General features: G+C 70.9%; 14 protein-coding genes and 4 pseudogenes. 5 read left to right on the top strand and 13 right to left on the bottom strand.

Annotated elements, in window-relative coordinates; all coding sequences use genetic code 11:
• Positions 1-443: 443 nt before the first annotated feature.
• Both FRAQA3DRAFT_RS31305 and FRAQA3DRAFT_RS34670 read right to left on the bottom strand, forming a co-directional pair.
• Positions 444-2261 carry a serine/threonine-protein kinase gene (locus tag FRAQA3DRAFT_RS31305; RefSeq protein ID WP_009738372.1) on the bottom strand — a complete coding sequence of 606 codons (1818 nt, stop codon included), beginning with the start codon at positions 2259-2261 and terminating at the stop codon, positions 444-446.
• A gap of 125 nt (positions 2262-2386) precedes the next feature.
• Entirely contained in the window at positions 2387-3076 is a 690-nt protein-coding gene (locus FRAQA3DRAFT_RS34670; protein WP_009738371.1) for a hypothetical protein, read from the bottom strand.
• A gap of 451 nt (positions 3077-3527) precedes the next feature.
• Between FRAQA3DRAFT_RS34670 and FRAQA3DRAFT_RS07000 the strand changes: the two are divergent.
• Positions 3528-4828, top strand: a pseudogene (locus tag FRAQA3DRAFT_RS07000) (IS701 family transposase).
• Here the strand turns inward: FRAQA3DRAFT_RS07000 and FRAQA3DRAFT_RS36815 are convergent.
• The 7 genes and pseudogenes from FRAQA3DRAFT_RS36815 to FRAQA3DRAFT_RS06970 all read right to left on the bottom strand — a co-directional run bounded on the left by FRAQA3DRAFT_RS36815 (position 4792) and on the right by FRAQA3DRAFT_RS06970 (position 10336).
• Complete coding sequence (locus FRAQA3DRAFT_RS36815) at positions 4792-5316, bottom strand: ParA family protein (RefSeq protein ID WP_051054180.1); 525 nt, start codon at positions 5314-5316, stop codon at positions 4792-4794. The pseudogene FRAQA3DRAFT_RS07000 and the gene FRAQA3DRAFT_RS36815 sit on opposite strands and share 37 nt — an antisense overlap.
• Before the next feature lie 553 nt (positions 5317-5869).
• Positions 5870-6139: pseudogene (locus FRAQA3DRAFT_RS38465) on the bottom strand (pentapeptide repeat-containing protein); the annotation flags it as partial.
• A 109-nt stretch (positions 6140-6248) separates the two neighbouring features.
• Positions 6249-7253 carry an SDR family NAD(P)-dependent oxidoreductase gene (locus tag FRAQA3DRAFT_RS06990; RefSeq protein ID WP_009738368.1) on the bottom strand — a complete coding sequence of 335 codons (1005 nt, stop codon included), beginning with the start codon at positions 7251-7253 and terminating at the stop codon, positions 6249-6251.
• On the bottom strand, positions 7250-8131 hold the full coding sequence (locus FRAQA3DRAFT_RS06985) for an LLM class F420-dependent oxidoreductase (RefSeq protein ID WP_009738367.1): 882 nt from the start codon (positions 8129-8131) through the stop codon (positions 7250-7252). Before FRAQA3DRAFT_RS06985 ends, FRAQA3DRAFT_RS06990 begins: the two co-directional genes overlap by 4 nt.
• A 9-nt stretch (positions 8132-8140) precedes the next feature.
• Entirely contained in the window at positions 8141-9046 is a 906-nt protein-coding gene (locus FRAQA3DRAFT_RS06980) for an SDR family NAD(P)-dependent oxidoreductase (RefSeq protein ID WP_009738366.1), read from the bottom strand.
• A complete protein-coding gene (locus tag FRAQA3DRAFT_RS06975) occupies positions 9030-9782 on the bottom strand; it encodes an SDR family NAD(P)-dependent oxidoreductase (RefSeq protein ID WP_009738365.1) in 753 nt (250 codons plus the stop codon). The genes FRAQA3DRAFT_RS06980 and FRAQA3DRAFT_RS06975 overlap by 17 nt, the downstream gene beginning before the upstream one ends.
• Positions 9779-10336, bottom strand: a complete 558-nt coding sequence (locus FRAQA3DRAFT_RS06970; protein ID WP_009738364.1) for a nuclear transport factor 2 family protein — start codon at positions 10334-10336, stop codon at positions 9779-9781. Before FRAQA3DRAFT_RS06970 ends, FRAQA3DRAFT_RS06975 begins: the two co-directional genes overlap by 4 nt.
• 463 nt (positions 10337-10799) lie before the next feature.
• Here FRAQA3DRAFT_RS06970 and FRAQA3DRAFT_RS06965 point away from each other — a divergent pair, with 463 nt between their 5' ends.
• Together FRAQA3DRAFT_RS06965 and FRAQA3DRAFT_RS06960 are read left to right on the top strand one after the other, a co-directional pair.
• Positions 10800-12014 carry a CaiB/BaiF CoA-transferase family protein gene (locus FRAQA3DRAFT_RS06965; RefSeq protein ID WP_009738362.1) on the top strand — a complete coding sequence of 405 codons (1215 nt, stop codon included), beginning with the start codon at positions 10800-10802 and terminating at the stop codon, positions 12012-12014.
• A 115-nt stretch (positions 12015-12129) separates the two neighbouring features.
• Positions 12130-14406 (top strand): acyl-CoA dehydrogenase, encoded by a 2277-nt coding sequence (locus FRAQA3DRAFT_RS06960; RefSeq protein ID WP_009738361.1) that lies wholly within the window; start codon positions 12130-12132, stop codon positions 14404-14406.
• Between the two features lie 123 nt (positions 14407-14529).
• Here FRAQA3DRAFT_RS06960 and FRAQA3DRAFT_RS34660 read toward each other — a convergent pair.
• A pseudogene (locus FRAQA3DRAFT_RS34660) lies at positions 14530-14691 on the bottom strand (RNA polymerase subunit sigma-24); the annotation flags it as partial.
• 652 nt (positions 14692-15343) lie between these two features.
• Between FRAQA3DRAFT_RS34660 and FRAQA3DRAFT_RS06950 the strand changes: the two are divergent.
• Positions 15344-16054, top strand: a complete 711-nt coding sequence (locus FRAQA3DRAFT_RS06950; protein WP_083873727.1) for an FCD domain-containing protein — start codon at positions 15344-15346, stop codon at positions 16052-16054.
• 56 nt (positions 16055-16110) lie between these two features.
• Here FRAQA3DRAFT_RS06950 and FRAQA3DRAFT_RS06945 read toward each other — a convergent pair whose 3' ends face one another.
• Both FRAQA3DRAFT_RS06945 and FRAQA3DRAFT_RS06940 read right to left on the bottom strand, forming a co-directional pair.
• On the bottom strand, positions 16111-17418 hold the full coding sequence (locus FRAQA3DRAFT_RS06945; RefSeq protein WP_009738358.1) for an ABC transporter substrate-binding protein: 1308 nt from the start codon (positions 17416-17418) through the stop codon (positions 16111-16113).
• A 109-nt stretch (positions 17419-17527) separates the two neighbouring features.
• Positions 17528-18238: an ABC transporter ATP-binding protein gene (locus tag FRAQA3DRAFT_RS06940; protein WP_035922414.1), complete on the bottom strand. Its 711-nt coding sequence runs from the start codon at positions 18236-18238 to the stop codon at positions 17528-17530.
• Between the two features lie 145 nt (positions 18239-18383).
• Here FRAQA3DRAFT_RS06940 and FRAQA3DRAFT_RS38460 point away from each other — a divergent pair.
• Positions 18384-18503, top strand: a pseudogene (locus FRAQA3DRAFT_RS38460) (hypothetical protein); the annotation flags it as partial.
• 49 nt (positions 18504-18552) lie between these two features.
• On the opposite strand, the gene FRAQA3DRAFT_RS06935 reads toward FRAQA3DRAFT_RS38460, so the two are convergent.
• On the bottom strand, positions 18553-21345 hold the full coding sequence (locus tag FRAQA3DRAFT_RS06935; RefSeq protein ID WP_009738356.1) for a branched-chain amino acid ABC transporter permease/ATP-binding protein: 2793 nt from the start codon (positions 21343-21345) through the stop codon (positions 18553-18555).
• Between the last annotated feature and the right edge of the window lie 148 nt (positions 21346-21493).

Genomic DNA, 21493 nt, shown 5'->3' with positions numbered 1-21493 from the left:
ATGCGTTGCGCGAGTGTCCAACAGGTAACCCTTTGTAGGTCGCTCATCATGCCGCGCAGGAAGCGGCGCATCCGCTGCCGGGACTCGACCCGGGGAAACCGGCGATCAAGTCGAGCCGCGAAGGCCTCGAAACCGGCGCTCCATCCGTCCGGGTCTACGCTGGGACACGGAGCCATCGGTTGATCTTTGCGAGTCCTCACAAACCGCCATGATCGCCGATGGCTTCCTCATGCCCCGACTCGCGCCGGAGCGCGCCAGCCCGGCCGCCCACCGTCAGCCCACAGCCCACCATGATCACAAAAGTCGGGTTGGAGTACTAGAGACAATCATAAAGCTTGCTTGCTAACCAGCAACTTTACCGAGACCCTGTCCAGGACTGCGGGGATCAATTAGCCAGCTCCACACCAGCCAAGCATGACCAACTGTTGTGTGTGACCTTATATCTACCCGTACGACATGGTCCGGCTGCCGCAGTCAGACCCGCCGGGGGACCCGATGCCATCCTTCAGATAAAGGGGCTTCTTGCAGACGCTGGCCAATACGGAAATAGAATTTGGATCATTCGGATACGAGAATTTTATAGTTAAGGTGTATTTGTCGGCAGAGATCTGCCGCGGGGCGCCGATGACAGGATTACCGGCCCCTAGGGAAAGTACTCTGGAGGGCGACGACGGGGAAAAACCTTCGTAATTGAGAGCGAAATACGTGTAGACAGTACTGGACATCTCCGTTTTCAGTGCCGAGGGCGGAACGGAGATTGTCACTGACCACGCGGCCTGACACTGCGTGCCCGCACAGGTAGGCACGAACGACCCGGAGTAGTTCGGGATCACGTAGATGACACTGATTGGCGAACTTACCAGCGGCGTTGTCGCGATCCTGCTGCGAAACACCTTCACCGAGTAACGGGTCAATACGATCGGCGTCACACGAAAGGTATACCTGGCAATCGTGCCGACGGGGCTTAGGTCGACCGAAGCGGCTGGAGTCGGCGGGGCAGCGAAGGGAAAGTGCTGAGCATATAGCGTGACGACCTCGCCGTTGACCGCATTGATGACCTCGCCGCCTATCTGCGCAGTCCCATCCGATCCACCTCCATATACTACAGAAAATTCCTTTGCCTTTTCCGTGTGGGGAGGAGTGGAGACGGTTACCTGAATTTTCGGCGTGGGCGGCACAAACGCGGTCAGATCCGCGGTGGATGGCATGGCGTCCGCGGTTTCAGCCCGCGGCGCGGGGACGGCCAGGGTAGTGATGGCAGCGATGACCGCGATTCCGGCGACCGCTATGGCAGCCCGCAACGGACGCGACGCCCAGCGCTGGCGAAAGCCTGGCTGATCTTCGAGTTGACGTAACTGGATGAAACCCATTGCGGTGCCCTGCTGGGCGGCCGCGGCGCCCATCGGCCACAGCGCTGCCAGGAGCAGCGCGGCCTCACTCAGATGCGACCGTCCGCGACGCCGCCAGCTCTGGCCGTAGGCGCGTGACGCGATAGATTGCAGATCTGCGACCAGACTGGCTGCGTCCGCGGGCCGGCTCCTGAGCTCTTTGGCCATTCCGGTGGCTATTAGAGGTCGCAACGGTTCGGGTAGCAGCTCGAGGGGCACGGGCTCGGAGTTGTGCTGGCGGAGAAGTTCCTCCCGCGTGCCGCTGAACGGCGGACGGCCGGTGACGCACTCATAGAAGGTTGCCGTGGCCGCGTAGACATCCCCGGCCGGGCTTGCAGGGGCACCGGCAAGCTGCTCGGGGGCAGCATACCGCAGAGTGCCTGCGGGAAGTGGCCGCTCGCCGGTGCGTGCGGCGATACCAAAATCGGTCAGCTTGCTTGTGCCCTCACCGTCGACCAGCACGTTTTCGGGCTTGTAGTCACGGTGCACCACGCCGCGCTGATGCGCCGCGGCCAGGCCCAGCAAGGAACCCTCAAGCACTACCAGGGCGGCCTCGACCGTCGTGGCTCCCTGATGGACAAGGATCTCGCGCAGCGAGACCCCGTCGACCAGTTCCATGACGATCCCGGCACCAACCGCGGATTCGACGTACTCGTAAAGCCGGACCACGTTCGGATCCTCGATCGAGGCCAGCGCGGTCGCCTCATCACGGAACATCTGTATGAACATCGGGTCGCTGCACAGGTTGGCGCGCAGATACTTGATTGCGACGGGCATGCCGGTCGCATCATGCCGGGCGAGGACGACCTCACCGAACCCGCCTGAACCAATTTCTTCGATCTCGGTGTAGCCGGGAATAGTCCACGCGGCCATCGGGGCCCCTTCTGATATGCGCCGGACGGCTCGCCGGGCCGTCCGGTTAGGTCACATCGATGCGGCAGACGGGCAATCGTACGCCCACGACTCGCTGTCCGTTGTGCTGCCGGCCCGTTGTTCGGTCAGCACGTGAGCACGACCGGGATCGACGCAGTTCGCGGATCGGGACTGAGGACCTCTAGGACCGCAGTCTGAGCCGAGGAGCCATGACCACTGACCTCGAGGGTGATGACCAGATCCGCGGCGTGCTGCCCGTGAGCGATGGTCTGGTGCAGCGTTGTAGCCTGCTGTCCGCCTGGCTTGAACTGCCACCGGTACGTGATGGTGCCGGCGGCACCATTGGTCGTGACCCGCCCGGCCACTTCAGCCCGGCAACCAGCCGCCTTCTGCACAGTGATCGCGGCACCGGTCACGTGAAGCGGCACATGGTGGAACCGCAGGAACAGGACAATGCCGGAGGCCACGATCAGGATCGAGGTGATGGCCCAGCCGCCCAGCCGCCGTACCGAATGCGCTGGCGGCGTGCCCCCGCCCCAGATGTGCTCGGCAGTCCGGCCCCGTCGGCCACCCGATAGGATGGCCGGAACCCCAGGGCCATGCCGGACAATGCCCGCTGCCGGCGACGGCAGGGTGTTGGTCGGCGGCTCGCCGCCGGCAGTCTCAGCCGCAAGCTCCTGTGACAATCCGCCAGATGCCAGGTCAGATTTCGGGCCAGGTAGCTCGACTGGAGTCGACAGGATAACGGTTTCCTGCTCCGAGCGGAGCGACGTCGCGTCGCCGCTACTATCCTTGCTGTCTCGCGGGTTCGCCATCTACCGGGTTCCCCTGCGGGCAGGACTGGATCCCGCCATCGTCTTGTACCCCATCGACTAGAAGCTAGCAGCCTGACGTCGGCTTTTCCAACGTTTATGGCTAAACACCGTTTTCCCTGGCCAGACGGCGTGTTGACATTCGTGGAGGAGGTAGACGAGGCGGTCGATGCGGCCGCCCGAACGGCTCGGATCGCGACTTGGTGCCTGTGGGCGGGGTGTCGCGTTAGGGTCGAGCAGCGTTACAGCGCACGACGCGGGTCGATAGGGCGTGTAAGGCGTGGCGACTGGATCAGAGTCGGGGTCCAATATAGTACTCCAACCCGACTTTTGTGATCATGGTGGGCTGTGGGCTGACGGTGGGCGGCCGGGCTGGCGCGCTCCGGCGCGAGTCGGGGCATGAGGAAGCCATCGGCGATCATGGCGGTTTGTGAGGACTCGCAAAGATCAACCGATGGCTCCGTGTCCCAGCGTAGACCCGGACGGATGGAGCGCCGGTTTCGAGGCCTTCGCGGCTCGACTTGATCGCCGGTTTCCCCGGGTCGAGTCCCGGCAGCGGATGCGCCGCTTCCTGCGCGGCATGATGAGCGACCTACAAAGGGTTACCTGTTGGACACTCGCGCAACGCATGGGTGAGGACAGGGACCGATGCAGCACTTCCTGTCGAAGGCCGTCTGGGACGACGACGGCCTTCGTAGCGATCTTCGTGACTACGTCACCGAGACGCTCGGCCACCCCGAAGGCGTGCTCGTCATCGATGAGACGGGAGACCTGAAGAAGGGAACGGCTACCATCGGTGTTCAACGGCAGTACACCGGAACCGCCGGGAGAATTGAGAACTCGCAGGTCGCGGTCTATCTGACCTACGCATCCCCGATCGGGCACGCCCTTATAGATAACGCTTTGTACATGCCGAGGTCGTGGATGGACGACCCGGCGCGACGCGAGGCCGCCGGCGCACCCGAAGATCTCGCGTTCGCGACAAAGCCCGCGCTCGCCCAGAGGATGATCGAGAAGACGGTCGATGCCGGCGTCCAGGCACGCTGGGTCACCGGAGACGAGGTCTATGGGGCGAACCCGGCACTGCGGGCCGCGCTCGCCCGTCGCGGGATCGGCTCTGTCCTCGCCGTCGCGAAGAGTGACATCGTCACGACGAAGGCCGGGCCGAAGAAGGCGATCGACCTCGCCGTCACCCTGCCCGACAATGCCTGGAACCGTATTTCCGCAGGTCAAGGCGCCAAAGGCGAGCGGCTCTACGACTGGGCGATCATCGGTGTGACCGACGGCGATCTGCCTGGCCACTGCTACCTGATGATCCGTCGCAGTATCGATGACGGCGCGTACGCGTTCTATCGAGCCCAGAGTCCGACCAGCGTCGCGTTGCGCACGTTGGTGCGGGTAGCTGGTATCCGTTGGTCCGTCGAAGATGATTTTCAGTCGTGCAAAGAACTCGCGGCGCTCGACGAACACCAGGTCAGGCGCTGGACCCCCTGGCATCGCTGGACCATGATCGCGATGCTGGCCTACGCGTTCCTCGCCGTGACGACGGCCCGTGCTCGCAAGATCGAGCCAGCCGAGGGTCTGATCCCGCTGACCGTCAACGAGGTCCGCCACCTGTTCGTCGAGGTAGCCATGCGACGACCTTCCGTGACGAAAGCCTTCCTACTGGCCTGGTCCTGGTGGCGGCGCCACCGACAACTCCTCGCCAAACACTGTCACTACCACCGCCAGACCGTGAAACTACAACTCAACTGATCACAAAAGCCGGGTTGGAGTACTAGATGGGTGCCGCCGGCGTAGAAAGGGCTGGTGTCCATGAGGATGCCCTCTGCGCCGATGTTGTTGGCCTCGTCGTCCAGCACCGTCTTGAGTGACTCCAGGAGTGAGTTGACCACTTGGGGTCGGCCCTGGGCGTTGGCAATCTGCAGCTGCTGGTAGAGCGTGGAGGGGAAGGCGAACATCTCGGCCGATCCGGGGATCAGTCGGCAGTCCTTCTGTCCATGGAAGGCGTCGCAGTACCTCGAGACCTTGTAGGTCAATGTCGACGGTGCGCGTCCGAACGCTGGGCCGAGGAGCACGGGCTGCAGCGCCTGAATGATGTCGATCTCTGGTGACTCATCCGGCATCAGGGTCTCGGTCATGTTGCACTGTGCACAGAGGTCGGCCACTAGCAGCGAGCGCTTGCCGGCGAGTTCGTAGGCGAGGTTGAAGCTCAGGGTCGACTTGCCGACGCCGCCGCGCAACGTCGAGATCGCGTAGCTGCGATACCGCGGGCTTCCGCGCTGATCTTGAGCCCCTCGACTTCGCCTCGCCAGCCGTTGGCCGTGGCCTCGTCGATGCGGTCGCCGAGGTTGCGGATGATCTGCTCGAGACGTGCCCGTTGGCGGGGGTCGACGCGCAGCATGGGGCAGCGAACGCAGGCTTAACCGAACTGAAGACTGGGCTCCGCTTTGCCGAAGGACGTGACTTAGTGTGACGATGCATGTCCTTCGTCCGCGCTCTCTCGGGTGTGTCGGGCTGGGCCGTGCCGCCGAGGCGGCGGTCGGTGGCAGGGAGTCGCGTCGCGGTGTGCGACCACGAGTGCATCGCTGTCGCTGTGTCGGGAACACGTCGTCGGGCACGGTGGGTCGGTCCCCGTCGGATGAGAGGGTGCTTCAGGCGGTCCATGACGACGGTCGGGTAAGCCCGGGTGGCAGCAAGGTCGTCGTCTCCACGTGCCGAATCGATCTGCGTCTGAGTCAGCCCGCGAGCGTGGTCAAGCTTTGCTCCCCGCAGTTCGGCGTCCGTCAGGTCTGCCCCTCGTAGGTCAGCGTGGCCGAGCTCGGTGCGGGTAAGGTCGGCCCCTCTCAGATTTACGTGACAAAGATTCGCGCTCCAGAGGCGGGCGTCGGTGAGGTCGGCGCCGACGAGGTAGGCTCCGTGTCTCTTCATCGGATTGCGGTGGTGGTGTCCGAGTTTTGCGTCGAAAAGGTCTGCACCTCGGAGAATGGATCCGTCGAGCCGGGTGAATACGAGATTCGCATTCCATAGCACTGCGTTGACGAGGTCGGCACCGCGAAGATCCATAAGGCCCAGGTCGGAGCCCCGGGGAGGGTCAATGTTGAAGTTGAGGCGGGCGAGGCTGGCGGCTTCCGCCGCATAGTCCGCGAGGCCGGTCTGCACGGTGGTGTCTTCGTTAGGCAGGACGGTCGGTCGCGGTTGCGGCGGCGCGTTCGGTGAGGCGGCGGGTCAGGGGGCGGTCGGCGGCGCCGAGGTCGGGGACGGTCACCTCCCCGCCGGTCAGCAGGGCCGCGCCGGCGCGGACGTCCTCGGGGGTCAGCGCGCCGTCGACGGTGAGCACGTCGCCGGTGGCGACCGCGATCCGACCGACCGCGTCGACGCCGGCCTCGAAGGCCATCCCGGTGACGGTCGTCGACTCGTGCGCGAGCCACAGCGCCACCGCGGCCACCGACGCCGGCGGCGCGACCCGCTCGATCGCCTCGTACATCTCGGGACGCGACCGGGTCCGGTCGGCGGCCAGCCGCGACGCCGCGAACGGCGCGACCGCGTTGACGGTGATGCCCCGCCGGGCCCCTTCCAGAGCGAGGGTCTGGGTCAGACCGTGCAGGGCGCCCTTCGCGACCGTGTACGGCAGCGCGGCGGCCAGACCGAAGTAGCCCGCCGCCGACGTCGTCGTCACAATCCGGCCGTAACCCTGCTCCGCCAGATGCGGCCAGACGGCGGAACACAGCGCCCAGGTGCCCAGCACATGTACCCGGAAGAACTCGGTGAGCACGTCGGCGGTGACCTCGCGCAGCCGCACGATCCGGTCGATACCGGCGTTGGCCACGACGACGTCCACCCGGCCGAACTCGCCGAACGCGCGCTCGACCAGCGCTTCGGCGACCCCCGGCGCGGCGACGTCGCCGAGGTGCGCGACGGCCCTGCCCCCGGCCCGACGGATCTCCGCGACGACGGCCTCGGCCCCCTCGGTCCCCTCGGCCCCATCAGCCCCCTCGTCCTGACCGTCGGCGGGATCGGGCAGGTCGTTGACGACGACGGCGGCCCCGCGGGCGGCGAAGGCGAGCGCGTGTGCCCGGCCGACGCCGCGCCCCGCACCCGTCACGACCACGGTGCGCCCCGCGAACGACAGCGGCCCCGGCGCGGTGGATGACGGAGCGGAGACGTCGGCGGCGGTCACAGGTCGACCGTCGGGGCGATGAGCTCGTCGCCGAGGCGGGCGACGTCGTCGCGCATCTCGGCGATGGTGCGCCCGCGCACGGCGACGGTGAGCCGGTGGACGCCGAAGTCGGCGTACACCTTCGCCTCCTCGACGTTGCGGGCGCCGCCCGCGGTGAACTCCATGGCGTCGGGGTCGCGCCCGACCGCCCTGGTCTCCTCGCGGACCCGGGCGAGCAGCCTCGGCAGCTCGACGAGCGGGTCCTGGCCGGGGAAGACGAACGGGAAGTAGCCGTCGCCGCGCCTCGCCGCACGGCGGATCGCCGCCTGTGACGCCCCGCCGACGAACAGCGGGATCGCCCGGCGCACCGGCCACGGCCGGCACTCGACCTGGTCGAAGGCGACGTACTCGCCGGCGAAGGTCGCCGTGTCGTCGCGCCACAGCACCCGCATGGCGTCGATGTACTCGTCCATCCGCCGGCCCCGGTTGCGGAACTCCATGCCGACGGCGGCGTACTCCTCGGGCAGCTCGCCGACGCCGACGCCGAGCATCAGCCGGCCGCCGGAGAGATGGTCGAGGGTGGCGGCGGTCTTGGCGAGCACCGTCGGCTGGTGCTCCGGCAGGATCAGCACGCCGGTGCCGAAACGGATGCGGGTGGTCACGGCGGCGACGTAGGTCAGCCAGATCAGCGGGTCGGGCATCCCGCCGCGCCGCGACAGCCGGTCCATGCTGCCGTTGGTGACGCCGCGGTAGGGGGTGGCGTCGGGGCGGCGGGACTGCACGACGTGCTCCGGCGCCCACAGCGACTCGAACCCGGCCTGCTCGGCCGCGACGGCGAGCGCCACGGCGTCCTCGGGGTCGGGGAACCCGGTGCTGGCGAAGACGATGCCCCACTTCATGGAGACTCCTCAGGAAAGCACGGTCGGGGCGTCCTCGACCGCGGCGTGGCGGCCGAGCAGGTCGGCGAGGTAGGGCTGGGCGGCGCCCATGCCGCCGTCGACGCGCAGCACGACCCCGTTGACGTAGCGGGCGGCGTCGGAGGCGAGGAACGCCACGACCCGGGCGACCTCGTCGGGCGTGCCCAGCGGGGACGGGGTGTGCGCGGCGAACGCCGCGCGCATCCGGCGCAGCCCGCGGCCGGGCCCGCGCACGGTGTCGGTCAGGACGAGTCCGGGGGCGATGGCGTTGCACCGCACCCCGGCCGGGCCGTAGCGGGTGGCGATGCTGCGGGTCAGCGATTCCAGCGCCGCCTTCGACGCGCCGTAGGCCGGGCGCAGGTGCTCGGCGGCCGCGGCGGCGCCCGACGAGGTGTTGACGATCGACCCGCGGCCGGCGGCGATCATCGCGGGCAGCACGGCGCGCGCCAGCAGCATGGGTCCGCGCACGTTGACGGCCATCGTCTCGTCCCAGAGCTCCGCCGACATGGTCAGCACCTCGGCGTCGCCGCCGCCGCCGGACAGCGCGGTCGCGGCGGCGTTGTTGTGCAGTACGCCGATCGGGCCGAGCTCGGCTGCGACCCGTTCGACGCAGTCGCGCACGGCGGCCTCGTCGGCGACGTCGAGGGCGAACGCGACCGCCCGCCGGCCGGCCGCGACGATCTCGTCGCGGACCCGCTGCGCCGACGCGCCGGCGATGTCGGTGACGGCGACCGCCGCGCCCTCGGCGGCGAGCCGGCGGGCGCTGGCCGCACCGATCCCCGAACCCGCCCCCGTGACCAGCGCGACCTCGCCGGCCAACGGACCGCCGGCTAACGGACCGCCGGCTAACGGACCGTGGGCGTCGGCGCTGCCGGCCGGCTCACCGGAGGTAGTCATAGCCGCCGTCGACCATGAGCGTCGTGCCGGTGATGTACTGGGCGTCCGGGCCGACGAGGAACACCACGGCGCGGCCGACATCGGCCTCGGCGTCGCCGAGCCGGCCCAGCGGCACCTGGGCGGCGAGGCTCGCCGCGGCGTCGGGCAGGTCGGCGGTCCAGCTGTCGAAGCCGGGCGAGCCGGCCAGCGGGCAGACGACGTTGACCCGGATGCCGTAGCGGCCCCACTCGGCGGCGGCGACGCGGCTCATCGTCCGCAGCGCCTCCTTCACCGCCGCGTAGGCGCCCATCGCGGGACGGGCGGTCAGCCCGCTGCCCGAGCCGAAGTTGACGACGCTGCCGCGGGCGGCCCGCAGGTCGTCGAAGCAGGCCTGCATGAACCGCAGCGACCCGACCGGGCCCGACTGCCAGACGGCGTCCAGGTCGTCCTCGGTGAGCCGGCGGATCGACCCGTAGCGGGTGGTCTGCGCGACGTTGACCAGGCTCGTCACCGGGCCGAGACCGGCGCGCACCGCGGCCACGGCGGCGTCCACGTCGGCGCGGCGTGCCGCATCGGCCTGCACCGCGATCGCCCGCCCACCCCGGTCGACGATCTCGGCCGCCACCGCCTCGCACTTCGCGAGCGTCCGCCCGACGACCGCGACCGCCGCGCCCTCGGCGGCCAGCGCCAGGGCCACGCCGCGTCCGACGCCCTGCCCGGCACCGGTGACCAGGGCGACCGTCTCCGCCAGCCTCACGCCGATTCCCGGACGGCCGCCGCCTGCAGCGTGGAGTAGAGCGGGTCGGTACGGTCGCGCCGCGGCAGGTGCTCGCCGAACGCGGCGATCCGGGCGCGGTCGGCGTCCCAGGGCCGGACCCACTCGATGGCGGTGATCCGGTCGGCGATGCGCCAGCGCCCGTCGCGGCGTTCGAACCGGTCGACGTAGCGGAAGCCGGCGGCGTAGTTCCACCGCAGGTCGCCCGCGGGTTCGCCCGCGTGGTAGGCGACGCCGTAGCTCTCGGCGACGGCGACGTGGGCGTCGGCGACGTCGTGGCCGGCGGGGATGTCGACCAGGACGTTGCCGAGATGGTGCATGGTCATGGTCTGGCGGCCCAGCAGCGGACCGACCCAGTCGATGAACTCGTCACGGGTGCCGGTGAACGGCCCGTGCCGGTCGGTCGCCTCCGGCCAGTAGCAGCCGCGGACCAGTTCGAGGTCGAGCCGATCGATGCCGCGGCAGTACTCCAGCAGCACCCGGCGGATGGCGGACTCGTCGCCGGCCGTGGCCGGCCCGCCCGCCAGCGCGCTCATCGGCGGGCCTCCCGCGGGCCGACGGCGCCGCGACCGGCGCTGCTGGCAGGAGCGGCGCTGCTGGCAGGACCGGCGCTGTCGACGGGACCGAAGATGCTCACGGGAACGCCGATGTTGACGGGACCGACAGATTTGGCGGGCGATCGCCCGCCGAGCCGCTCAGCGGCGGACGATGCGCGGGCTCTTCCCTGGTCACGGTAGTCGGGAACGTCCGTTGCCATCGCGCGCCCACCTCCTCGGGAGGCCGCCGTTGGCCTCGCCACCGTCATTGGAGCGACGTTTGACGGTCATGTCAACATGCAGGATGCTCGACCGGTGGGGCCGACCGGCGCGATGAGTAGCATGCCCCGGGGGCGGCATCCGGACGGCTGCGTCGCCTTCGCGGCGAGTCGGACCGAGAAGCCCCGACCGTGTGGGTATCGAACTGTTGTAGGAGACCGGAGCGGATGAGGCGGGGTATTCGATGAAGCAGGACATCCTGGCTGGCGTGCGGGTCGTCGAGGTGGCGACGTGGACGTTCGTCCCGTCCGCGGGCGCCGTGCTCGCCGACTGGGGCGCCGACGTCGTCAAGATCGAGCACCCGGTCACGGGTGACCCGCAGCGCGGCCTGATCAGCTCCGGCATCGTCGCCGGCGCCGGTAGCGTCAACCACTTCATCGAGCAGCCCAACCGAGGCAAGCGCAGCCTCGGCCTGGACATCGGCAGCGAGTCCGGCCGCGAGATCCTGCAGAAGCTGGTCGCGCAGTCGGACGTGTTCGTGACGAACCTGCTGCCCGACTCCCGGGCGCGCGCCGGCATCGACGTCGACGACATCCGCGCCTGGAACCCGAAGGTCATCTACGCCCGCGGCCACGGCTACGGCTCGCGCGGCGAGCAGGCCGGCCGCGGCGGGTACGACATGGCCGCCTACTGGTCGCGTGGCGGCATCGGCGACTCGCTCATCCCGCACGAGGGCGACTGGCCGGCGCCGCAGCGGCCCGCCTTCGGTGACACCTACGGCGGCTTCGCGCTCGCGGGCGGCATCGCCGCGGCGCTGTTCCGCCGCGAGCGCAGCGGCGAGCCGTCGATCGTCGACGTGTCCCTGCTGGCCGCCGCGATCTGGCAGCTCGCCCCGGACATCGTCGGGGCGGGCGTCACCGGCGCCCCGATCCCGAAGTTCGACCTGGCGGAAATGCCCAACCCGGTCGCGAACCTCTACCGCACCGGCGACGGACGGTTCCTCGCGGTCGTGCTGCTGCAGGCCGACCGCTTCTGGGCGGACTTCTGCACCCGCCTCGGCCGCACGGACCTCATCGACGACCCCCGGTACAGCGACGCGAAGGTCCGCTTCGCCAACCGGCGCGAGTGCATCGCCGAGCTGCGGGCAACCTTCGAGTCGGCGCCGCTGTCGCACTGGGAGAAGGTCCTGGCCGACTTCGACGGCGTCTGGGACCCCGTGCGCACCGCCCCCGAGCTGCATCAGGACCCGCAGGTCCAGGCCAACGGCTACCTGCCGAAGATCACCGACGGCAACGGCAACACGTTCTCCGTCGCGGCGAGCCCGGTGCAGTTCGACGAGAAGCACCTCGACCTCACCGCCGCCCCCGAGCACGGCCAGCACACCGAGGAGATCCTCCTCGAGCTCGGGTACGACTGGGAGAAGATCATCGAGTTCAAGGAAAACGGCGCCACCAGCTGAGCGAGCACGGTGGGCCGCGGCGACGCACGCCCGGCCCACCGTCGCACGTAACTGCTTTGTCACCCCCGCGGGGCGCCCACGGCGCCTCCCGCCGAGCCCCACGAGGTATTCAGCAGTGATCGACCAGGTCGGGGTCGCCGACACCGAGGATCAGGCCGCGCTCACCGAGGCGGTGGTCGGCCAGCTCGCCCGCCACTGGCCCGCCGACGAGCGGCACAAGCAGATCGCCGACCCGGCCCAGGTCTCGGAGCTGCCGGTGTGGGCGGCGCTGGCCGAGGTGGGGCTGGCGGGTCTGCCGCTGGCCGAGGAGCAGGGCGGCGGGGGCGGCCGCTGGGTCGATCTCGCCGTCGCCCTGGAGGCGGTCGGGGCGGTGCTCGCGCCGGTACCGAGCGTCGGCGCCGCCGCAGCGTTGGGGACCCTGCAGGCGCTGCCCGGTGCGGCGGCGTCCGCGCTGCTCGGCGCCGTCGCCGAGGGGACGGTGGCGACCTTCGCCTGGACCGCGCACGAGGATCTGTGGGGCGCGCCCGGCTCGGTGCGCGCGGCCGCGGCGTCGACGACCGACACGCAGGTGACCCTCACCGGCGAGGTCTCGGCCGTGCTGTCCCCGGAGGCCGCCCACGTGCTGGTCCTCGCCGAGGCACCGGGCGGCTCCCTGCTGGTCGCGGTCGACGCCGGCGCCGCCGGGTTCGACCTGACCCGGGTCGCCGGCGTCGACCCGACTCGGCCGCTCGGCACACTGGCCCTGCGCGAAACCCCTGGCACCGTGCTGGCGTCGGGCGCCGAGGCGATCGCGGCGGTGCGCCGCGGCCAGGCCACCGCTGCGCTGGCGCTGGCCGCCGAGCTCACCGGCCTCGCCGGGCACTGCCTGACCGGCGCAGTCGGCTACGCGGGCGACCGCCATCAGTTCGGCCGGCCGATCGGCTCCTTCCAGGCCATCAAGCACCGCTGCGCCGAGATGCTCGCCGAGGTCGAGCAGGCCCGCGCGGCCACCCGCCACCTCGCCGCCCGCCTCGACGACGCCGCGGCCGACCCGGCCGAGCTCGACGACGCCCTGGCGCTGGCCCTGCTCGCCGCCGGCCGCGCCGCCCACGTGGTGTCCAACGAGTACCTGCAGGTCCTCGGCGGGATCGGCTTCACCTGGGAGCACGAGGTCCACCTGTACCTGCGCCGCGCCGCGGCCACCGCGCCGCTGCTCGGCGGCGCCGCGGCACACCGCGCCCGCCTCGACCCGACCCACCACATCGCCCGCGCGCGTCCGGCGCTGACCGTGCCCGACTCCGGGCCGGCCGCGGAGCTCGCCGGGCACGTCGCCGCCCTGCTGCCCGCCTACCGCGAGCGCTGGGGCGACGAGGTGTCGTTCGCCGCCCGGATGGCCTGGCAGCAGGCGCTGCACTCGGTCGGCTGGGTCGCCCCGCAGTGGCCGGTTGAGCATGGTGGGCGCGGACTCGGCATCGTCGACCAGGTCGCCTGCGACCGGGTCATGGCGATCCACCGGGCCCCGCAGCCGCTCGGCGGCGTCCTCGGGCTGAACAACGTCGCCCCGACGCTCATGCGCTACGGCACGCCTGCGCAGAAGGCGCACCTGCCGGCGATCCAGGCCGGCACCGAGATCTGGTGCCAGGGCTTCTCCGAGCCGGGCTCGGGCAGCGACCTCGCCTCGCTGCGGACCCGGGCGGAGCTGGTCGGCGACGGCGACGACGCCGAGTTCGTCATCACCGGGCAGAAGGTGTGGACGTCGGAGGGCATGGAGGCGACCCACTGCCTGCTGCTGGCCCGCACCGATCCGGACGCAGCCCCGCACCGCGGCATCTCCGCGCTGCTCGTGCCGCTCGACCTGCCCGGCATCACCCGCCGCCCGATCACGATGATCACCGGCGAGAGCGGCTTCGCCGAGGTGTTCTACGACTCCGTCCGCGTCCCGCGCAGCGCGCTGCTCGGCCCGCTGCACGCCGGCTGGACGGTCACGATGACCACGCTCGGCTTCGAGCGGGCGGGGGTCATCGAGCTCGCCGCCGGGCTGGAGCAGTCCGTCGACGACCTGGTGGCGGCGCTGTCCGGCCATGGCCTGGACGAGCAGACCCGCCTGGAGCTCACCGACCGGCTCGTCGAGGCCCGCCTCGTCGGCCTGCTCGGCAGCCGCGCGCTCGGCCGCATCGCCGAGGGCGGCGCCCCCGGCGCCGAGCACTCGGTGATCAAGCTGCTGTGGTCGCGGGCCATGCAGCACCAGGGCGAGACGCACCTCGCCGCGCTCGGCCTCGCCGGCGTCGCCGAGGCGACCGGGTACCGCGCGCAGCGGGAGTACCTGATGTCGCGCTCGGCGACGATCGCCGGCGGCACCACCGAGATCATGCGCAACATCCTCGCCGAACGCGTCCTCGGCATGCCCCGCTGACCTGCGACTTCCCCCGCCGGCAACGCGTCGTGCAGCTGGTCTCGACCCGCCTACTCATTGGGAGGCGACCGCTCTGGCCACGGGGCCGCGCCACGTCCCGCGGGCAAATCCGAGCGCGCCCCGTCAACGACACCGGCGGGCGTTGAGCCGGGCGGCCTGGCGCGTCAGGTGGTCGCGCTCGGCGAGGTTGGGTGCCTGGTGGGCCGCCTCGGCGTACAGCCGTGCCGCCATCGCCAGGTCGCCATCGCGCTCGTGGAGGTGCGCCGCCACCGCGGCGTGGCGGGGCCGAATTCTTCGGCTCTCGTAGAGGAGCCTGGGTGAGCCGTCTCGCGGCGTCCGGGGCCACGGCGTGGCGCGAGGGCGAGACGGAGCAAGGCCTTCCAAGATCAGCATGACCAGGCGGCTGAATCGAGAGGAGTCCTCGCGTGCGTCACTGTCAGTGTGGTCCTGGCGTGTCGTGGTGGGCTCGGACCGATGCGTTGTCCGGCGTGGAGAGCATGCACGTCCTCGACGTCACCCGCGATCCCGACGTCGGCGGCGGACAGGGTCTGGTGGTGCTGGACGCCGATCCGACCTGTCTCCGACCCCAGCCCTGGCGGTCGTGGTGTTCCGCGGAACCGGGCACCGCGCCCGAGCCGGCCGCCGGCCTGCGTCGGCCCCCGCTCAGACCCACCCAGGCCGTCACCGCCACACGGCCATCACTTCCCCGCCGCCCCCCGACCCGGTGACCTGAAGGTCGATGTACCGGTCCGGTGCGCACCGGGCCGGTAGCGTGGAGATCCGCCCCACGAAGGAGACGCGCATGCCAGCAGCCGAGCCGGACGCGGGCGCGGGTGTCGCCGGCAACGCTGGTGGGGTCGGCGCTGGTGGGGTCGGCGCTGGTGGGGTCGGCGCTGGTGGGGTCGGCGTCGTGGGGCAGCGGATGCGGGTGCCGAAGATGGCCGAGCTGGTCTCGGCCGACCTGCGCCAGCGCATCGTGCGCGGCGAGCTGGTCGAGGGGCAGGCGCTGCCGACGGAGGCACTGCTCGTCGCGCAGTACGGGGTGTCCCGGCCGACGCTGCGGGAGGCGTTGCGCATCCTGGAGGCGGAGTCGCTGATCACGGTGCGCCGCGGCGCGGGCGGCGGGGCGCGGGTGCAGACGCCGAGCCCGCAGGTCGCGGCCCGCTACGCCGGGCTGGTGCTGGAGCATCGCGGCACGACCGTCGCCGACGTGTGGGAGGCGAGGCTGTACCTGGAGCCGCCGGTCGCGGGGCTGCTGGCGCGCCGGCGCACCCGCGCCGACCTGAGCCTGCTGCGCGCGGCGCTGGAGCGCCACGGTGCCGATCCGGCCGAGACGGTCCGGCTGCACAACGACTTCCACGCCCTCGTCGTCCGGTTGGCGGGCAACGACACCCTCGAGCTGCTCATCGGCATGCTCAGGGAGATCGTCGACCGCTCCACCTGGTCCGCGGTCGAGAGCGACCTCGGGACGTCGGTGCAGGCCGACACCGAGCGGGCGACCGTCCGGGCGCATCACGCCCTGGTCGATCTGGTCGAGGAACGGGACGCCGCCGGCGCGCAGGCGTTGTGGCGGCGCCATCTGCGGGCCGGTGCCGCCTACCTCGACGGGGGCGGCCGCAACGCCGCTGCCCTCGACCTGCTCGCCTGAGGGCGTGAACCGCGGGTCACGCGGCCCACGCCCTCGGCGGTCAGCTCACGAACGGGTCAGTTCGCGCCGAGCTTGTAGATGCCGGTGGCGTCGATGGTGCGGAAGTTCGACAGCTCCGCGGTCTTCGAGGCGTCGGCGACGAAACCGGTCGTCGAGCAGATGTTCGCCGACACCGGGCTCGCCTTGCCGTTGCACTGGAAGGTCGCTCCGCCGCCGAGCGGGTAGGCGGTGGGCTGCGCGGTCTGGACGGCCTTCGTGATCGCCGCCGGGGTCACGTCGGTACCCGCGACGGAGTTGACCACACGGATGAGGCCGAGCATGCCCTGGAAACCACTGACGGTGTACGAGTCGTTGATCTTCAGCCCCTTGCCGTAGGCGTCGATCACCGCCGAGTACAGCTTGTACTCGGCGGTGGTCGGGTCCTGGTTGGCCTGCCCCATGATCTTCACGCCCTCGAAGCCACCGGGGATCGAGGCGCCCTTGTCCGAGCCGACGCAGCGGTCCAGCGCGGTGATCGTCGCCTTGATGCCGAGGGCCTTGATCGCCTTGATCGCGCTGGCGCAGAAGGTCGGGTCACCCGTGACGTGGTACTGCGCGGGCTTGTCCTTCTGCGCGGACTGGATCTGCGGGGTCATGTCCGCGGTACCCGGCGGGATCGCGATGACCTTGGCCTTGCTTCCCGCATTGGCGAAGAAGATCGGCGACAGGGCCTTGGCCGGTCCGCTGGCCGCGGGCACGTCGATGACGAGCACGACCGCGCTGGACAGCTTCGCCTCGCGCGCGTACGCCGCGGCGGTCCCGAACGGCCCGAGCGGGTTGCCGAGCAGGAACACGTTCTTCGTCGTCAGGGCGACCTGCGTCGCGACGAGGTTCAGCACCGTCGGAATCCCGGCGGGAGAAACGATCTTGATCCAGGGGTCGGCCTGCCCCGGGCTGCCGCCGGCCACGGCGGAGACCTTTTCCCGGACGAACGTGTTGCCGCACGCCTGGGCGTCCGCGGGGACGGATTTGTCCTCACAGGCGACGAGTTGGATTGGATGCCCGCGCAGTCCGCCGAGGTGGGCGTTGGCGTAGTCGACGACGGCCTGCGCCGACCTCTCCTCCGCCGAGGCGTCCACCGCCTGGGTACGGCCGGTGCCGACCCAGCCGATTTTCACCGGGGTACCCGTGGCGGCCTTGGCCGGGCCGAGCAGGGCCGAGTCGGCCTTCGTCGACCCGCCCTTGTCGCCACCGCCACTGCCACTGGAACCGCAGGCGGCGGCCACCAGCGAGGTGGCGAGCAGAACGCCGGTCAGCGCGGTGCGGGTACGCGGCCGCGCGGGCAACCGGCCGGCCGTCGACGAACGAAGCGGTAACAAGCGCACGTCAGTGCTCCCTAGTTCTCTGTTCGCTACAAAGGACGCCCGGTCCGTGGCCCATACGGCTCACGGACCGGGCGTTGGTGCGGGATGCGGGCCAGAAAGAATGCGGGGGTCAGGCGGAGGCGCCCGCCTCGGCTCCCAGGTAGGCGGCCTCGAGGCCCGAGCGGTCGGCGGCGAGGTCGGCGGCCGGGCCGCTGCGGACGACCTCGCCGTGGACGAGCACGACGGCCTGGTCGGCGACCTCCAGCGCGAGCTGGACGTGCTGCTCGACGAGGATGACGACGGCCCCGGTCTCGTCGGCGATCCGGCGGACCACGGGCAGCAGCCCCTCGACGATCACCGGCGCGAGGCCCATGCTCATCTCGTCGATGAGCAGCACGCGCGGCTTCTGGACGAGCGCGCGGGCGACGGCGAGCATCTGCTGCTCCCCGCCGGACAGCGCACCCGCCGCAACGCCCAGCCGCTTGCCCAGGCTCGGGAACAGTTCCACGACGTCGTCCAGGCTGTAACCGCCGGAACGCCGCGCCACGACGAGGTTCTCCCGGACGTCGAGATCGGGGAACAGCGCCCGGTCGTCGGGGACGAGCACGATGCCGGCCCGGTTCGCCGCCGCCGGCCGTCCCCCGGGCACGGGCGTGCCGTCCACCAGCACCTCGCCGCCCAGCCGCGGCAGCAGCCCGGCGAGGGTCATCATCATCGTGGTCTTGCCGGAGCCGTTCGGGCCGAGAACGCCCAGCACGGTCCCGCCGTCGGCGGTCAGGTCCAACGAGCGGACCACTCGCACCGCGCCGTAGCCGGCCTCCAGCCCGCGCACGTCCAGCAGCGGCGTGGCGGCGCCCGCCCCGTCCCCACCGGCGGCCGCGGCGGTACCGGGAGCGGGCGCGGCGCTGACGGCCGCGGCGCCAGGGGTGGTGGCGGGAGCGGACGTGCCGGCGCCCGTCACCGGGTCCGACGCGGCCGGCTCCTTCACCAGGGCCGGCTCGGTCGTCACTGCCGGCTCGGTCACCGCTGCCGGCTCAGTCGTCACTGCCGGCTCAGTCGTCGCTGCCGGCTCAGTCGTCACTGCCGGCTCAGTCGCCGCTGCCGGCTTGCCGGTCGCCGCCGCGTCCTTCGTCGCGGTCGGCTCGTTCGTCGCGGTCATGCCGACACCTCCTCCGCGTGGGTGCTGCCGAGATAGGCCTGGGCGACCGCGGGATGGCTCCGGATGTCCGCCGGGGTGCCGTGCGCGATGACCTTGCCGAAGTCGAGCACGTGGATCTCGTCGCAGAGGCTGAGCACGAGGCTCATGTCGTGTTCGACCATGAGGATCGTGACGCCGCTGGCGCGGATGTCGCGCAGCCGCTGGCCGAGCCAGTGGCTCTCGACCGTGTCGAGGCCGCCCGCGGGTTCGTCGAGCAGCAGCACGCGGGGCCGCCCGACGAGCGCCCGGGCGATGGAGACGAGCTGGCGCTGGCCCTGGGAGAGCTCACCGGCGGGACGGTCCGCGACCGCGGTGAGCCGCAGCAGGGCGAGGGTCGCCGCGACCTCGTCGGAACGGGAGCTGCCTGCCTCGCGACGCGAGGCGCCCGCGGTCAGCCCGACGCTGACGTTCTCCCGGACGCTGAGGTCCTCGTAGAGCTCGATGGCCTGGAAGGTCCGGCCGAGCCCGGCGCGGACCCGCTCGTGCGGGCGCAGCACCGACAGGTCCTGCTCGGCGAGCGCCACGCTGCCGGTGGCCCGGGCGAACCCGCTGATCGCGTCGATCGCCGTCGTCTTGCCGGCGCCGTTCGGGCCGATGAGGCCGACGATCCGCCCCGGCGGCACGGACAGGGACAGGTTGTCGACGGCGAGCACACCGCCGTAGCGGACGGTGAGATCGCGCACGGTCAGCACGGGCTCGTCCCCGTCGCCGAAGGCAACCGCCGGCACCGAGGTCGCCGCCGCGGCGTCGGCGACGATCTCGCCGGCCTGCGCGACGACGGCGTCCTCGGGCGCGACGAGCGCGTCGGGACGGGCGCCCCCAGCCCGCGAGCGGCGGCGTTCGAGCACCTGGTGGGCGGGGCCGACGATGCCCTCGGGGTTGAGGATGACGGTGAGGATCAGCAGCAGCGCCGCCACCGCCTCGTACCAGACCCCGGTGGAGACGACCTTGTCGACGAGGGCGTAGACCAGCCCGTTGACGACGGTGACCCCGGCGAGGATGCCGCCGGAGACCGAGGTGGTGCCCGCCAGGTAGACCGTGCCGAAGAAGGTCAGCCCGATGATGGCGGTGAACGGGTCGTTGGTGACGTTGCCGAACTTGTAGGCCAGCAGCGCCCCGCCGATGCCGGCGATGAACGCCCCCAGCGCGAACGCGGCGAGCTTGACCCGCACCACGTTGACGCCGGCCGCGGCGGCGGAGCGCTCGTTGGCGCGCACGGCGAGCATCTGCGATCCCAGCGTGCTGGTGCGCAGCCAGGCGACGCCGAGCCCGACGAGCACGAGCACGAGCAGGCAGACCACCCCGAACGTCACCCGGGGGAAGTCCGAGCCGCTGCCGACGCCGAGGTCCCACCCGAAGATCTCCGGGGTGGGCACCGCCGCGCCGGAGGAGCCGACGAAGTCGAGGTTGCGGAACCACAGCGCTTCCAGCGCGAACGCCAGCGCGAAAGTCACCACCGCGACCGTCAGCCCACGGATGCGCAGCGCGGGCAGGCCGATCACCACGCCGACGACGGTCGCGCCGAGCGCGGCGACGATCGGCGCGAAGGGGAAGGCGATGTGCAGGTGCTCGGAGATCGGCCCGACCAGGAACGCCGCGACCCCGGCCAGCGGGAGCTGCGCGAACGACACCTGCCCGGCGTAGCCGGTGACGACCACGACCGACAGCGCGATGACGGCGTAGACGAACGTGGAGATCAGCCCGTCGCGCAGATCGCCGGTGAACGCGATGAGGCCCACGACACCGAGCACGGTCGGAACGATGGTCGGAAGCACCACGTTGTGTGGTCGAGGAGCACGGCCGAGGTTGCGGGTGATGACCGCTCCACGGCCGGGCAGCGGCTGCGCGCGCACCACGAGGACGATGAGGATCAGGACGAGCGGGACCAGCTCCGGCAGGCCGGACGACGGCAGCCAGTCGTAGCTGTTCTGCAGGTACTGGGCCTCGGACTGGAGGGCACCGATGACGATGCCGGCGATCGTCGCCCACAGGACGTGCTGGAACCGGCCCATGATCGCCGCCGCCAGGGCGGGAACGATGAACAGGGTGTAGGAGACGGGGATCAGCGGGACGATCGGCGCGATGAGGATGCCGACCAGGCCGGCCGCCGCCGAGGAGATCATCCAGTTGCCGGCGGCGACCCGGTCCGGGGAGATGCCGCTGACGTAGGCGCCCTTCTCGCTCGACGCCGTCGCGCGGGTGGCGAGGCCGAAGCGGGTGCGGGCGAACACCAGCGACACCGCGGCGGCGAGCACGAGCACGGTGATCGCCAGGTAGACCCGGTCGCCCGGGACGTTGATCGAGCCGGCCTTCCACAGGTCGGTCGGGTAGATCGGGTCGACCGCGACGGCGGTGGTACCCATCCGCGCGGCGATCAGGGCCGTGATGACCAGCGAGACGCCGAGCGAGGCCACCGCCTTCGCGACCGGCGGGGCGTTGCGCAGCGGCCGGAAGATCAGCAGGTGAAGCCCGAGGCCGAGCAGGGCGGAGAGCAGCACCGCGATCGGCAGTGCGGCACCCATCGGTAAGTCACCGCCGATGTCGACGGTCGTCGGCAGGCCGGGGAGCAGAATGATCAACTCGCCGGAGCGCAGGTAGGCGTAGATGTACGCGGCGAGCAGCGCGATGCTGCCCGTCGCGAAGTTGATGATCCCCGAGCTTCGGTAGGTGATGGTGAGCGCGAGCGCGAGGGCACCGAACACCGCACCGTTGCCGAGGCCGAGGAGCAGGAAAACGATGTGTTGACTCAAAAGTCACTCCGCAGGATCGTCCCAGAGCAGGAGGGGCGCTCATGCCTGCGCAGGTCGCGGATCACCGCGCCTCAACAGGACCGTCGGGGCGCGTGACGAGTCTCGCCGGCCCCCCGATTGAGTTAAACTCATTGGATTCTTGTGTCTT

It is taken from the genome of Frankia sp. QA3, assembly GCF_000262465.1.
Lineage (GTDB): Bacteria > Actinomycetota > Actinomycetes > Frankiales > Frankiaceae > Frankia.
This window is presented reverse-complemented; position numbering and strand designations above follow the sequence as displayed.

Excerpts from the sequence above, each read along its gene's own strand:
- FRAQA3DRAFT_RS31305 (WP_009738372.1), bottom strand. The coding sequence starts at position 2,261 with ATGGCCGCGTGGACTATTCCCGGCTACACCGAGATCGAAGAAATTGGT.
- FRAQA3DRAFT_RS34670 (WP_009738371.1), bottom strand. The coding sequence starts at position 3,076 with ATGGCGAACCCGCGAGACAGCAAGGATAGTAGCGGCGACGCGACGTCG.
- FRAQA3DRAFT_RS06985 (WP_009738367.1), bottom strand. The coding sequence starts at position 8,131 with ATGAAGTGGGGCATCGTCTTCGCCAGCACCGGGTTCCCCGACCCCGAG.
- FRAQA3DRAFT_RS06980 (WP_009738366.1), bottom strand. The coding sequence starts at position 9,046 with ATGACTACCTCCGGTGAGCCGGCCGGCAGCGCCGACGCCCACGGTCCG.
- FRAQA3DRAFT_RS06970 (WP_009738364.1), bottom strand. The coding sequence starts at position 10,336 with ATGAGCGCGCTGGCGGGCGGGCCGGCCACGGCCGGCGACGAGTCCGCC.
- FRAQA3DRAFT_RS06965 (WP_009738362.1), top strand. The coding sequence starts at position 10,800 with ATGAAGCAGGACATCCTGGCTGGCGTGCGGGTCGTCGAGGTGGCGACG.
- FRAQA3DRAFT_RS06950 (WP_083873727.1), top strand. The coding sequence starts at position 15,344 with ATGGCCGAGCTGGTCTCGGCCGACCTGCGCCAGCGCATCGTGCGCGGC.